We start from the raw sequence: 12,867 nt of genomic DNA, 5'->3' as shown, positions 1-12,867 counted from the left end.
GGAGATGTTATGGCAGTAGCCAGTGCAAGACACATTCTCGTAGACAGTGAAGCTCACTGTTTAGATTTAAAACAGCAAATTGAACAGGGCGCTGATTTTGCAGAACTTGCGCGCGCTCACTCTAATTGCCCATCGGGGCAAGATGGTGGCGCACTGGGTGAGTTTGGTCCAGGCATGATGGTACCTGAGTTTGATAAAGTGGTTTTTTCAGCTCCCATTAACCAAGTACAAGGTCCGGTCCAAACACAGTTCGGTTACCACCTGCTTGAAGTGACAAGCCGTACTGACTGATTTCATACGAATATTTGAAAGCCGCCTAACCAGCGGCTTTTTTTTGCGAAGGATCTCAAAATGCAACTTTTAGGCTCGACCACCTCACCTTTTGTGCGCCGTATTCGTATTTGGGCTGCACTCAATAAGCAAGCTCTTGAATTTATAAACCTAGATATTTTCTCTGAGCAAGACCGTAAAACCATGATTGCTCATAATCCGGCTAGAAAAATTCCTGTGTTAATTGATAAAGGCTTTCATGTTTTTGACTCCAACTCAATAATTCGCTACTTGCTAGAAAATACAGATCAAACATTACTCAGTTGGCAACAAGAAAATTATTTAACCATTATTAATGCTTGCAATGATTCACTCGTAGAAATGTTACTTTGCCAGCGCTCTGGATTTAATACCCACGACGATAAATTGTTTTTTAATTTACAAAACGAACGAATTGCTGAAACATTAGCCTATTTAAATGATCATTTATCTGAGCCAGTATTTAAAAGCTGTGAATACCTCAACATCAGTTTATACTGCTTGCTAGATTGGATCCGCTTTCGTGAATTAACTGATTTTAGTCAACTAACACGCTTAGTAGAGTTTTATCATAAATTTGCAGATAACGCGGCGGTACAACAAACAGATCCACGAAAATAAAGATAAGGGTTACGCAAATGAGCGATATCGAAATTGAATCAGAATTAGTTAGCTTTGTTGAAAAAGTTCGCTTGAACGAATCTATGTGGGCACTGGGTGCCGAAGATGGTGGTTTTGTTGTCTGTGAATCAAACCAATTTAGCGACACTGATGTGCTATTACTTTGGGGCACTGAAGACGCAGCAAAAGCACAATGTAAAGACGAGTGGCAAGACTATACGCCAGTCGAAATTGGCCTAGATGAATTTTTGGACGAATGGGTTGAAGACCTAAACGAAGATGATGCGCTAGTTGGTTTAAACTGGAACGATGATCAAGTATGCGTTGAAATCGAACCTGTTGGTCTAGCTAAAGCACTTTGCGATTAACTCCAATCCTTGAGCTTACAACGACACGGCCGTATTTATGGCTGTGTCGTTAAGCTGGAAACTTGATACTTATCAGGTATACTCTTCTGGACACATCTTTATTATCAAGGTTTTAGGTTGAAGTCCCATCTTGGTCGTAGGCCCTTTTCGGCCATGGAATTACATACCCTGTATAATGGTTACATCTATGGTGATCAGCGTTTAGTTCGTGAACAAGCTAAGCATTGGCATTTTTGGCTACCTTTATTTGCTTATTACACCGGTGCCTACAGTGATGAAATTGGCCATTTAACTCTTGATAATATAGTGACCCTTGATGGCATTCGCTGCTTTGACTTTCATACTCATGGCAAGATCAAGCCCCGCTATGTGCCTATTCATAATGCATTACTCGATGCAGGACTTGATCAGTACTTAGACTTTTTAAACGAGCAAAACCAGCAACGACTAATGTTTGATTTACCCGCTAAATCAGGTCGCTATAGCGAAAAAGTACGTATTTGGTTTTCTGGCGAAGGTGAGCGAGCTGGTTATTTACAAAAATGCGCGATTCCAAATGTTGATCAACAAGGTATGAAAACCGCAATTAGCAGCTTACGGCTTAACTTCGAACAACAAGTGCGAATTCATGCCCTGCAAGCAAACAGCAAAGATGCTTTTAACTACTTACTTGGTTTTAAAGATTTCAACGAGCAACGCTTTACTGATATGCCGTTATTAAATGCCGTGTTACAAAACGTCCGACAAATAAACCCGCAACTGCATTGGCAACGTTTCATCGACCGTCATAATTAACTGACAAACTTTGTTACTAACTATTTATTACTGTTCAAATTAAAACCTGATAGCATGGTGATTCGCCCCTCATAGCAGGTGCCTTTCTAACAACAAAAAATCAGGGATATTTATGTTCTTAAAAAGCCTATTAACGGTAAGTGTTGCACTTGCTGTTAGCTCTGCCCATGCCAATGAATATGTTATCGAAAAGCTTGCCAAGCCTAGCTCACAACAAGTAGCACTAACGCTTGATCCTGCAAAAGACAATTTTTCTGGTCATACCGAAATTGCTTTAGAAGTTCTAAAAGCAACGAATTACATCGAATTAAACGGTATTGATTATGCCGTTAGTATGGCGAAAATTTTAGGTGCAGAAAACTGCGACCTAAGCGCTGAAATGCTAAAAACAGGCAAAGTTAAATTCGCTTGTGAAGAAAAAATTCAGCCTGGTAAATACACTTTAAAAGTTGATTTTACCGCACCTTATAACCGTCAAAGTGTTGGTTTATATAAAACCTTAGACCAAGGTACGCCTTACCTTTTCACCCAATTTGAAATGAGTGATGCTCGTCGTGCATTCCCCGTTTTTGACGAGCCTAGTTATAAAATACCTTTTCAGCTAACAATCACAGCGCCAACATCACAAAAAGTGTATGCCAACACACCGGTATTAAAAACCAAAGTTGATGGCGATATGACAACACACTTTTTTGATAAAACGCCGCCTATTCCTTCTTATTTAGTCGCCATGGCTGTAGGCCCGTTTGAAGAGCTTGAAATTAAAGGCATGCCGATCCCTGGCCGCGTACTGACTCCACAAGGTAAAATTCACCTTGCTGATTACGCAAAAGAAAATATGCCTCGCGTGTTAAAAGCACTGGAAGATTATTTTGGCATTCCCTACGTTTACAAAAAACTAGACTCAGTGGCAGTACCAGAGTTCCCATTTGGCGCGATGGAAAATGCAGGCTTAGTGACTTACCGTGAAGACATTTTACTGGTAGACCTAGCGACAGCAACGCGCAGCAAAAAAGAGCGTAATGTATCAATTATTGCCCATGAGTTAGCCCACCAATGGTACGGTAACCTAGTGACCATGAAATGGTGGAATGACTTATGGTTAAACGAAGCGTTCGCAAGCTGGATGGCAGCGAAAATCACAGCACAAATTAACCCTGAGTTTGAGTCGCACTTAGATTTACCACAAAATTATGTAATGGCCTTAGATGCACGTTTAAGTACCAAGCCTATTCGTAAACCAATCAAAACTGAAGCTGACATTATGGATGGCCTTGGCCTTGCCTACAGCAAAGGTAGTGCAGTTTTATCTATGGTTGAAAACTGGATTGGCGAAGATGCATTCCAGCAAGGTATTCGTGCTTACTTGAAGAAATTCTCGTATAAGAATGCAGAAGCCGCGGATCTATGGCAAGCACTAGGCGAAGCGTCTAATAAAGATGTAGCCAGTGTTCTAAAATCGTTTATCGAACAATCATCTTTCCCACTTATCAAAGTAACGCAAGATGGTAAAAAAATTAATATCAGCCAAAGCCGTTTTGTAAATGCTGGCGTTGATGCACCTGCACAACTGTGGAATGTTCCGGTTGCGATTAAGTATGGTGCGGGCGACAAAGTTAAAACCGCAAGTGTACTGCTTAACAAAGAAACACAGCAACTGACTCTCGACTTTGAGCCTGAGTGGATCTACCCAGATCAAGGTGCAATGGGCTATTACCGCTGGGTATTAGATGACGCACAGTTCAATGCCCTACTCGATAACGCTGCTGACAAACTAACGGTTCGTGAACGCTTAGCGCTACTTTCTGCTGTTGATTCATTACTTGATGCAGGTGTTATTTCTGCCGCTCACTTAATGCAAACTTTAGAAGCCTTCGTAAGTGATGCGCACCCATTAGTCGCAAATACAGCATTAGGTTACCTTGCTTCTCAAAAACGTGTATTCGAAGACGACAGCAACCGTGAGCTATGGCCTAAGTTTATCCGTAACAGCATTTCACCTGCTGCCAAGCAGTATGGTTTAACAGCAAAAGCAGATGAAGACGCGGCAGTATCACAATTACGTGCGCAAGTGATTACGCGTTTAGGTTTTGATGGTGAAGATCAAAAAGTAATTGATACCGCAAAAGCGCAAGCAGCACTTTACTTAAATAATCCTGAAAATGTAGACCCATACTTAGCATCAACTTACTTAAATCTTGCTGCTTACCATGGTGATGCGAAGTTACTTGAAAAGTACAAGCAAACCTTTAAAACCACCAAAGATCCACAAGTACGTACTAAGATGCTGGCAGCAATGGGTTACTTTGGTAAACCAGAGCTACAAAAAGCAGTACTTGAATACAGCTTAACTGATGACGTAACAGCCTCAGATATGCGCACGCTGTTAGGTGGTTTAGGCTATGGTAAAGAACGTGAAGCACTGTTTATTGAATGGATTTACAACAATTACGATGCGATCACTAAGAACTTACCACCGTTCTTTGTACCAAACTTGCCGTTCTTCACTACCGCAAGCTGTGATGCACAAAGCCTAGAGAAAACCAAAACCTTCTTCAATGATAAAATCACTGAAGTACCAGGGTATGCACGCTCTCTTAGTAAGCTTGAAGAAAGCGTTAATGATTGTATTGCACTGAAAAAACGTGAGTTAAGTTCAGTAAATAGCTTCCTTAAACGCTAACCCTACTAGATGCAAAAAGGGCCACTATGTGGCCCTTTTTATTGCGCCAAAATAGCGCTTAATTTATTTATAAATTGCTCAGCCGCTTCAGAGGAAGTGACTTTAAATGCGATACCATAATGAATGGGATGCGCACTTTTATAAATTCGCGTTGGAAAGCGTGTCATCTCACTGCTGTGAAAATAGTCTTTAACACGCGTAATACCTTCGATTGCATCAAAGTCAGCACTAAATACTTCAAAAATTGGTCTAATAACGATTTTAGCTTGGCCACTTTGCTCATGAACATAAAAAGCTTCTTTTGAGTTTGCTGGCATAAATTCGTTAATATTCTTAATTTTAAAATTACTGCGACAGCCCGCTTTAACCAGCTGTACACTAAGTTGTTCGGCAGAAAAAGACAAATTCGTCCCTTATCAATAGCGTTAATTATTAGTCACAGTACAGCAATCAGTGTAAAACCGTTACTCATTTATTACACACAAATGCCAGTTTGTTATGTTTATAATTTAAACGCGAAATTGATCCTTCACAAAAACGCCTTAAATCAAGCCATTGTGATACCACTTCAGGCTCTGTTAGGCTGCGCTTGTAAATTCGGTTATTAACCGCATATGCCAAAGTTTTTTGATCAATTAAAGCAAAATCTTGCACTGAGTCAGGTAACCTAAATAAGTCACTGACCTCTTCAGTTTGCGGCGCAAAGCGTGCAACCCAATGTTGATTATCTTTGTTATAACTAAATAAATAACTGTTTGTATGTTTATCAAAAACTAACGTACGGCCAATATCAGCTGCAATTACTCGCGGTTTAGCGGCTGCAATACTCGTGTACTGCAAGGTATGTGGTTCACCTAAAATAAACATAATTAGGTCGTTTTCAGCGCCCCATGCATGGTAGCCAACTGGTTCAATCCATTCAAAAATACGGCTTGCATTTTGCTCATTAGCAAGCGGATATTGCCATAACTTTTGTTTGCCATCTTCTTCGACAACGATTGCTGAAAGAGCCTGCTGATTTGGCATTAAAGTTGGTGAATATTCACTAACAGTCGTATTAGTTATATTCACGCTAGTTTTTGTAGCAAAGTTATAAAACACAATATCTGTTTGTGACTGTCCAGTTTCAGCAATAACCTCATGGGTGTAATACAGCCCTGTATCAACTAAAAATGGCTGATTGTTGTAACTTTTATTATCGGTTATCCGCGAGACTTTCATACCGTAAGGAGTGTCAAAATCAGCAAGTAGTATTTCGCTTTTTGGCATCGCAGCATTTACGTGACTAGTAAAAAATGTCCCTGCGGCGACGAAAAGTAAAGACGAAATCAATTTCATAGGGTTCTCTCTTTTAATTTTTATATGCCATGATAGCGCTAATTAATCTGACAGTCACTTGACCTTACCATGCTCGACCTTTATAACTAGGGAGTGTTCGTTTTTTATCAGTTTCGACTGATTGATTTTATGCACGCTACACCAATCGTGTTAAGTTACTGACCATTCTGCGCGCTAGAATGTTTCAATATTTAAGTCGATTGGTATCAACAAATAACGAGAATAATTATGTCAGCTAAACACCCTATCATCGCAATTACAGGCTCATCTGGTGCTGGCACCACCACCACAACCAATGCCATTAAGCATATTTTTAGAAGCTTAGATATTGATGCTGCCTTTATTGAAGGAGATAGCTTTCATCGTTATACACGTCCAGAAATGGATAAAAAGGTCCGTGAAGCACAACAAGAAGGCAAGCATATTAGCTATTTTGGCCGAGAAGCTAACGATTTTGGTGCCCTTGAGGAGCTTTTTTATCATTATGGTGAAACCGGCCAAGGAAAAATAAGGCGCTACCTACATACCTTTGATGAAGCAGTTCCTTATAACCAATTGCCGGGGACTTTTACGCCTTGGCAAGACTTAGCACCCAATACCGATATGTTGTTTTATGAAGGTCTGCATGGCGGTGCTGTTGATGAAAATCATGATGTTGCCAAACATGTTGACCTGTTAATTGGCATGGTGCCAATTATCAACCTTGAGTGGATCCAAAAATTGATCCGCGATACCTCTGAACGAGGTCACTCGCGCGAAGCTGTCATGGGCTCAATTGTGCGCAGTATGGATGATTACATTAACCATATTACCCCTCAGTTTTCACGAACACATATAAACTTCCAACGGGTGCCAACGGTTGATACCTCTAACCCGTTCAGTGCAAAAGATATTCCTTCTCTTGATGAAAGTTTTGTTGTGATCCGTTTTCGAGGCATAGAAGACGTAGATTTCCCCTATTATTTGCGCATGATTGAAGGCAGTTTTATGTCACGCATAAACACGCTTGTTGTGCCGGGCGGTAAAATGGGCCTTGCAATGGAATTGGTCTTAACACCGTTGATCAAAGATATTATTTTGAAAAAGCGCGCACTTGAAAATTTAGCCCCAGTTGACTTGCCGATTTAACTCACTCGGGTACACTGCTGGCTCAACCGAAATAATGGAGTCGCCAGCTTGAAAAAAACATTACGTGTTATTGTCGGTTCAAAGAACCCTGTAAAAATTAACGCGGCTAAACATGTCTTTAGTCTTTATTTCCCAGAATATACCATTGAATGCAAAGGTGAGCATGCACCATCGGGTGTGCCTGATCAGCCACTAGGTGAAGATGAAACCCGTATCGGCGCTGAAAACCGTGTTAAGTATTGCCAAAACCACTTTGATGCCGACTTTTATGCCGCAATGGAGGGAGGCGCAGAACAATTTAGTTATGGCGCAGCAACCTTTGCCTTTGTGGTGATTGCAAACCAGCAGCAATTTAGCGTTGGCCGCAGTAGCAACCTACCTTTACCTCAACCTTTTTATGATGCCTTACTGGCCGGTAAAGAGCTGGGAGATGTAATGGATGATGCATTCAATACTGTTAATATCAAGCAGCAAGGTGGCGCTATTGGTTTATTGACCAATCACTTAGCGACACGCGAAAGTACTTATGTACAAGCGCTAACGCTTGCAATGGCACCATTTTTACACCCTACCCTGTTTAATCAGTAATTAGGATAACCATGAAGTATAGCCACGTATTATTCGATGCCGATGAAACACTATTTAGTTTTAATGCATTTGAAGGCCTCAGGGTAATGTTCGCCAATTATGGCGTAGAATTTACTGAGTCAGATTATCATCATTACCAAGCAACTAATAAACCGCTTTGGGTTGCTTATCAAAAGCACGAAATTACTGCCAGTGAGCTACAGATCACCCGCTTTACAGAGTGGGCTAATAAACTAGATGTGCCAGCAAAAACCTTAAATGATGGCTTTTTAGACGCTATGGCCTCTATTTGTGTGCCACTTCCTGGTGCGGTTGAACTACTGACTAAATTAAAGCCACACGCCAAGTTAGGCATTATTACCAATGGCTTTGCTAAACTACAGCAAAAGCGTTTAGAGCATACAGGTTTACAGGATATGTTCGATTGGCTGGTTATTTCAGAGTTAGTCGGTAAAGCCAAACCTGCTCCAGAAATTTTTCAACATACTTTCCAATTAATGGGTAATCCACCAAAAGAGCAGATTTTAATGGTGGGTGATACCGCTGCTAGCGATATTTTAGGCGGTCATAATGTTGGTATCGACACTTGCTGGTTGCAACATCCTGGGGTTGAGTTACCAGAAGATATTAAACCAACTTATCAAATCAATCAGTTGGTCGAGCTTGAAGCGATTCTAGGCTTATAAGCTAAACAAAAAATGACGCTTAAAGCGTCATTTTTTATAACTGTAATATGCTTGCGATTAAGCTGTCGCTACTTCTAAGCCTGGTGCTGGCATAGTCACTGGGGTATCGAATGTTGCCCATTCCCATGCTGACTCAGTCGCCATAATTTTACGAAGTAGTTTATTGTTTAAATCATGGCCTGATTTATAAGCCGTGATTTTGCCTAGAATATTGTGGCCAGTCATAAACATGTCGCCCACACAGTCTAAGATTTTGTGTTTAACAAACTCATCGCTATAACGTAAGCCGTTTGGATTTAGTACTTTAAACTCATCCAATACAACTGCGTTATCCATGCTACCACCTAATGCTAGGTTGTTAGCGTGCATATACTCGATATCTTTCATAAAGCCGAAAGTACGTGCGCGGCTGATTTCTTCTGTGAAGCTTTGCGTCGTAATATCTAAACCGATACGTTGGCGGCTTTCATTGATTGCAGGGTGATCAAACGCAATTTCAAAATCGATGTGGAAACCATCGTATGGTTCGATCTCAGCCCATTTATCGCCTTCTTCAATACGTACTTTTTCTTTAATACGAATAAAGCGCTTAGCTGCATTTACTTCTTTAATGCCGCCTTTTTGTAACAAGTAGATGAATGGTAATGCACTACCATCCATAATAGGTACTTCTGAGCTGTCTAATTCAACAATTAGATTATCAATACCCATTGCCGCTACCGCCGCAATAAGGTGCTCAGTCGTTGATAAGCGAACGCCATCTTTGTTTGTTAAACAGGTACACAATTGCGTATCACCAACGGCTTCAGGTGTTGTTTCAAAATCAACAACCGGATCAAGGTCTACGCGACGAAATACAATCCCAGTATTTGCGCTCGCAGGTCGGAGAGTAATAGTGACCTTCTCACCTTTATGAAGTCCAATTCCTATGGCTTTGACTACTTCTGCAATCGTACGCTGTTTAATCATAGGTTCGCTCACTTATAGTTACAGTTAGACGGCAAATTGTATCATAAATACATTCAGCTGCCAATTTGTTTATTTATCGAACAAAATTACTAACAAAATCTGTCTTAGTCAGCTTGCTTTCTTAGGAAAGCAGGAATGTCGAAATAATCGCCACCTTCTGATTTATCAGACTTTTTGCTGCTCTCAGTGCTGCTAGATACTGAGCTGCTCGCTGTACTTTGTTGTACTGGCTCTTGCTTTTCAGGTGCAGCAGACATGCTTACATCATCGCTGCTGCCTTGACTTGCAAAGCTTGGTACATACATGCTGCTAGTCGTTTGGTTCATTGAGCTATGTACATCAGAGCCTGATGCTTTCTTAAAGCCATTATCAACAATACCAAACTGTGGACGACGATCGCCGCCTAAACCTGTTGCAACAACTGTTACGCGTAGTTCATCACTCATTTCAGGGTCAATTACCGCACCAACAACCACTGTTGCGTTTTCTGATGCAAGCGCCTTAACGTGATTACCTACAATTTCAAATTCTTCAATCGCAATATCCATACCTGCTGTGATATTAACCAGGATACCTTTAGCACCGGTTAAATCGACATCTTCAAGTAATGGGCTTGAAATAGCTGCTTCTGCCGCTTCTTGTGCACGGTCAGGACCAGACGCTGATGCAGTGCCCATCATCGCAGTACCCATCGCTGACATAACTGTACGTACGTCGGCGAAATCCACGTTGATCAGACCTGAACGTGTAATTAGCTCTGCAATACCTTGTACCGCACCAAATAAAACGTCGTTTGCTTTTGCGAAGGCATCTAATAGTGTAGTGCCTTTACCTAAAACTTTAAGCAATTTATTGTTCGGAATTGTAATAAGCGAGTCTACAATTTCTGACAACTCATTAATGCCTTGTTCAGCTGCTGCCGCACGTTTCTTACCTTCAAAGTCAAACGGACGAGTTACTACAGCAACCGTTAAAATACCTAACTCTTTAGCAATTTTAGCAACCACTGGTGCAGCACCGGTACCTGTACCACCGCCCATACCTGCAGCGATAAATACCATGTCAGCACCTTCAAGGCTGGCACGAATTGTCTCAGCGTCTTCTTCTGCTGAGTTTCGACCTACTTCAGGGTTCGCACCCGCACCTAAACCTGAGGTGATTTGTGTGCCTAGCTGTACAGTTACATCAGCCGACGAATTACGTAATGCTTGTGCATCCGTATTCGCAGCAATGAAACGTACGCCTTCAATTTGTTGTTTTACCATGTGCTCAACAGCGTTACCGCCGCCACCGCCCACGCCAATTACTTTAATGACAGCTTCTTCGCTGTGCTGTTCCATCATATCAAACATGTTTACTCTCCGACTTGAGTCTTAAAACTCACCTTGGAACCATTTAGTAATACGGTTCCACCAATTATTATCACCTTCCGCTTTCGACTTTTGTGCATTCATCGATTGCATTGTACGGCCATATTGTAACAAACCAACCGCGGTCGCGTACGAAGGATCATCTACATAATCTGTCAAACCAACAATCCCGATTGGTTTGCCAATTCTGACCGGCATTTGGAAAATGTCTTCTGCCACTTCCATTGCGCCAGTCATTTTTGCTGTTCCGCCTGTAATGACGAGACCTGCAGCAATCTGGTCTTCTAAACCTGAGCGGCGTATTTCTTCCATCGCCAACTCAAATAATTCTCTAAAACGAGGTTCAACAACCTCAGATAAAGTATGACGCGACATGATTCGCGCTGGACGTCCACCTACACTTGGTACTTCAATAGTGTCTTCATTGCTTGCCATTTGGCTGCTTGCACATGCGTATTGTACTTTGAGTGACTCTGCATGTGATATAGGTGTTCTAAATATTTTTGCAATATCACCAGTCACTTGGTTACCAGCAACCGGAATAACAGCCGAATGACGCAGCGCACCATTGATATAAATAGTGATGTCCATTGTACCACCACCAATATCTAATACAGCGACACCTAACTCTTTTTCATCATCCGTTAGTACTGAGTAACATGATGCCAGAGCCGTAAAGATCAACTGATCGACTTCAAGGCCACAACGTTCAACACACTTTTCAATATTCTTTGCCATATCGTTCGAGCAAGTAATAATGTGTGCACGGGCTTCCATACGTACACCGCTCATACCTAATGGGTTTTTAATCCCCTCTTGCATGTCGATGCTGTATTCTTGTGGCAGAGCATGTAACATTTTGCGTTCAGCCGAAATAGGCACTGAACGCGCGATATGAATTACATTCTCGATGTCTTCATCAGTCACTTCAGTGTTATTGATTGCAACCACACCGCTTTCATTCTGACATTGAATATGTTTACCAGATATACCTAAGTAAACAGAGCTGATACGGCAATCAGCCATCAACTCCGCTTCGTCAATAGCACGACGAATCGATTCAGAAACAAGGTTAAGGTCGTTAACGCCGCCTTTATCCATACCATGCGATACTTGGCTGCCAACACCCACAATACTGAGTTTATTATCTGCGGTGATCTCACCAACGGTGGCTACTACTTTTGATGTGCCAACGTCTAATCCAATCACTAGGTTTCTTTCTGCTGACTTAGTCATGCCTTACTCTTATTTTCTAATTGCTCTTCTTGAAGTGGCTTCCAGCTCACTGCAAGACCGGTATCGTACCGTAAATCAACAACATCAATTTGTGCATCTGCACGTTGTTCCATGCGCGGATACACATCAATAAAACGCTGTACACGCTTTGCTTTTTCTTTACGACCTAAATTCAGGCGAATGCCGTTATCAAGCCATAACTGCCATGAAAAGCGCTCTGAAAGCGCTAAACTTGTCAGCTCTAAATTATTGACCTTAAGCATTTCTTGAAATTGACGAAATGCTGTCCAAGCTTCAATTTCACTTCCCTCTGGGCCATAAAGCTGAGGAAGTGTATCAGGTAGCTTATCGCTAGTTGCTTCAAATACCTCACCTGATTGATTTAAAAGCGCTCCACTGTTCCAGTGCGCAACTGCTTGATGCTCTACTACGTATACTTGCAGAGTATCTGGCCATTGCTTTCTTACTGAAGCTGTCGCGACCCAAGGTAAGCTTTGTACCAAGCGTTGCACATGTTTCACGTCTAATTCAAAAAAACTCGATAAATCCGCTTTTTTTATTGCGCCAATAATCGCTTTTTCATCTGTATATTTGGGTTGTCCTAATACCGATAAATGCTTTATTTGCGCATCTTTATTTTCAACTAACCAGTCAGACACACCTGTCGTGATTTTTACTAGACCAAAAACCACGACTAAAAAAAAGCTCACACCAAATATCAACGACCAATTAAGTTGTTGTTTTAACTGCTTTGCTTTTTCTAAAACCGGATGCAT

Annotated in this window: 14 protein-coding genes; 8 read left to right on the top strand and 6 right to left on the bottom strand. The window is 41.4% G+C overall.

What is annotated here, in order from left to right; translation table 11 throughout:
- Window positions 1-9 precede the first annotated feature (9 nt).
- The 5 genes from NH454_RS17275 to NH454_RS17255 all read left to right on the top strand — a co-directional run bounded on the left by NH454_RS17275 (window position 10) and on the right by NH454_RS17255 (window position 4,776).
- Window positions 10-291 carry a peptidylprolyl isomerase gene (locus tag NH454_RS17275; RefSeq protein WP_054552716.1) on the top strand — a complete coding sequence of 94 codons (282 nt, stop codon included), beginning with the start codon at window positions 10-12 and terminating at the stop codon, window positions 289-291.
- 60 nt (window positions 292-351) lie between these two features.
- A complete protein-coding gene (locus NH454_RS17270; protein ID WP_138556730.1) occupies window positions 352-930 on the top strand; it encodes a glutathione S-transferase family protein in 579 nt (192 codons plus the stop codon).
- Between the two features lie 17 nt (window positions 931-947).
- On the top strand, window positions 948-1,298 hold the full coding sequence (locus NH454_RS17265; protein WP_054552718.1) for a DUF2750 domain-containing protein: 351 nt from the start codon (window positions 948-950) through the stop codon (window positions 1,296-1,298).
- A 117-nt stretch (window positions 1,299-1,415) separates the two neighbouring features.
- Window positions 1,416-2,093: a hypothetical protein gene (locus NH454_RS17260; RefSeq protein WP_135923507.1), complete on the top strand. Its 678-nt coding sequence runs from the start codon at window positions 1,416-1,418 to the stop codon at window positions 2,091-2,093.
- 112 nt (window positions 2,094-2,205) lie between these two features.
- Window positions 2,206-4,776 (top strand): M1 family metallopeptidase, encoded by a 2,571-nt coding sequence (locus tag NH454_RS17255; protein ID WP_135923506.1) that lies wholly within the window; start codon window positions 2,206-2,208, stop codon window positions 4,774-4,776.
- A gap of 38 nt (window positions 4,777-4,814) precedes the next feature.
- Here NH454_RS17255 and NH454_RS17250 read toward each other — a convergent pair whose 3' ends face one another.
- Together NH454_RS17250 and NH454_RS17245 are read right to left on the bottom strand one after the other, a co-directional pair.
- Window positions 4,815-5,180, bottom strand: a complete 366-nt coding sequence (locus tag NH454_RS17250; RefSeq protein ID WP_199526632.1) for a hypothetical protein — start codon at window positions 5,178-5,180, stop codon at window positions 4,815-4,817.
- A gap of 64 nt (window positions 5,181-5,244) precedes the next feature.
- Complete coding sequence (locus NH454_RS17245) at window positions 5,245-6,114, bottom strand: hypothetical protein (protein WP_253039759.1); 870 nt, start codon at window positions 6,112-6,114, stop codon at window positions 5,245-5,247.
- Window positions 6,115-6,342: 228 nt separating this feature from the next.
- Between NH454_RS17245 and NH454_RS17240 the strand changes: the two genes are divergently transcribed.
- Genes NH454_RS17240 through yjjG form a run of 3 tightly spaced genes read left to right on the top strand, consistent with a single transcriptional unit; the run spans window position 6,343 to window position 8,516 of the window.
- The gene (locus tag NH454_RS17240; RefSeq protein ID WP_135923503.1) at window positions 6,343-7,242 is read left to right on the top strand and encodes a phosphoribulokinase; all 900 of its coding nucleotides are present in this window, start codon (window positions 6,343-6,345) and stop codon (window positions 7,240-7,242) included.
- Window positions 7,243-7,290: 48 nt separating this feature from the next.
- Window positions 7,291-7,830 carry an inosine/xanthosine triphosphatase gene (gene yjjX / locus NH454_RS17235; RefSeq protein WP_199526634.1) on the top strand — a complete coding sequence of 180 codons (540 nt, stop codon included), beginning with the start codon at window positions 7,291-7,293 and terminating at the stop codon, window positions 7,828-7,830.
- An 11-nt stretch (window positions 7,831-7,841) separates the two neighbouring features.
- On the top strand, window positions 7,842-8,516 hold the full coding sequence (yjjG, locus tag NH454_RS17230; RefSeq protein ID WP_253039758.1) for a pyrimidine 5'-nucleotidase: 675 nt from the start codon (window positions 7,842-7,844) through the stop codon (window positions 8,514-8,516).
- A gap of 57 nt (window positions 8,517-8,573) precedes the next feature.
- Here the strand turns inward: yjjG and lpxC are convergent, their stop codons facing one another.
- From lpxC to NH454_RS17210, 4 genes are all read right to left on the bottom strand, one after another.
- A complete protein-coding gene (gene lpxC, locus NH454_RS17225) occupies window positions 8,574-9,485 on the bottom strand; it encodes a UDP-3-O-acyl-N-acetylglucosamine deacetylase (protein ID WP_135923500.1) in 912 nt (303 codons plus the stop codon).
- A 104-nt stretch (window positions 9,486-9,589) separates the two neighbouring features.
- A complete protein-coding gene (gene ftsZ, locus NH454_RS17220) occupies window positions 9,590-10,837 on the bottom strand; it encodes a cell division protein FtsZ (protein WP_135923499.1) in 1,248 nt (415 codons plus the stop codon).
- A 21-nt stretch (window positions 10,838-10,858) separates the two neighbouring features.
- Entirely contained in the window at window positions 10,859-12,091 is a 1,233-nt protein-coding gene (ftsA, locus tag NH454_RS17215; RefSeq protein WP_036971185.1) for a cell division protein FtsA, read from the bottom strand.
- Window positions 12,088-12,867, bottom strand: a complete 780-nt coding sequence (locus tag NH454_RS17210; protein WP_135923498.1) for a cell division protein FtsQ/DivIB — start codon at window positions 12,865-12,867, stop codon at window positions 12,088-12,090. The genes ftsA and NH454_RS17210 overlap by 4 nt, the downstream gene beginning before the upstream one ends.

It is taken from the genome of Pseudoalteromonas sp. Ps84H-4 (genome assembly GCF_024124645.1).
GTDB classification, from domain to species: domain Bacteria; phylum Pseudomonadota; class Gammaproteobacteria; order Enterobacterales; family Alteromonadaceae; genus Pseudoalteromonas; species Pseudoalteromonas lipolytica_C.
This window is presented reverse-complemented; position numbering and strand designations above follow the sequence as displayed.

Coding starts and splice junctions, on each gene's coding strand:
- NH454_RS17275 (WP_054552716.1), top strand. CDS start 10: ATGGCAGTAGCCAGTGCAAGACACATTCTCGTAGACAGTGAAGCTCAC.
- NH454_RS17270 (WP_138556730.1), top strand. CDS start 352: ATGCAACTTTTAGGCTCGACCACCTCACCTTTTGTGCGCCGTATTCGT.
- NH454_RS17265 (WP_054552718.1), top strand. CDS start 948: ATGAGCGATATCGAAATTGAATCAGAATTAGTTAGCTTTGTTGAAAAA.
- NH454_RS17255 (WP_135923506.1), top strand. CDS start 2,206: ATGTTCTTAAAAAGCCTATTAACGGTAAGTGTTGCACTTGCTGTTAGC.
- NH454_RS17245 (WP_253039759.1), bottom strand. CDS start 6,114: ATGAAATTGATTTCGTCTTTACTTTTCGTCGCCGCAGGGACATTTTTT.
- NH454_RS17240 (WP_135923503.1), top strand. CDS start 6,343: ATGTCAGCTAAACACCCTATCATCGCAATTACAGGCTCATCTGGTGCT.
- yjjG (WP_253039758.1), top strand. CDS start 7,842: ATGAAGTATAGCCACGTATTATTCGATGCCGATGAAACACTATTTAGT.
- lpxC (WP_135923500.1), bottom strand. CDS start 9,485: ATGATTAAACAGCGTACGATTGCAGAAGTAGTCAAAGCCATAGGAATT.
- ftsZ (WP_135923499.1), bottom strand. CDS start 10,837: ATGTTTGATATGATGGAACAGCACAGCGAAGAAGCTGTCATTAAAGTA.
- ftsA (WP_036971185.1), bottom strand. CDS start 12,091: ATGACTAAGTCAGCAGAAAGAAACCTAGTGATTGGATTAGACGTTGGC.
- NH454_RS17210 (WP_135923498.1), bottom strand. CDS start 12,867: ATGCATCCGGTTTTAGAAAAAGCAAAGCAGTTAAAACAACAACTTAAT.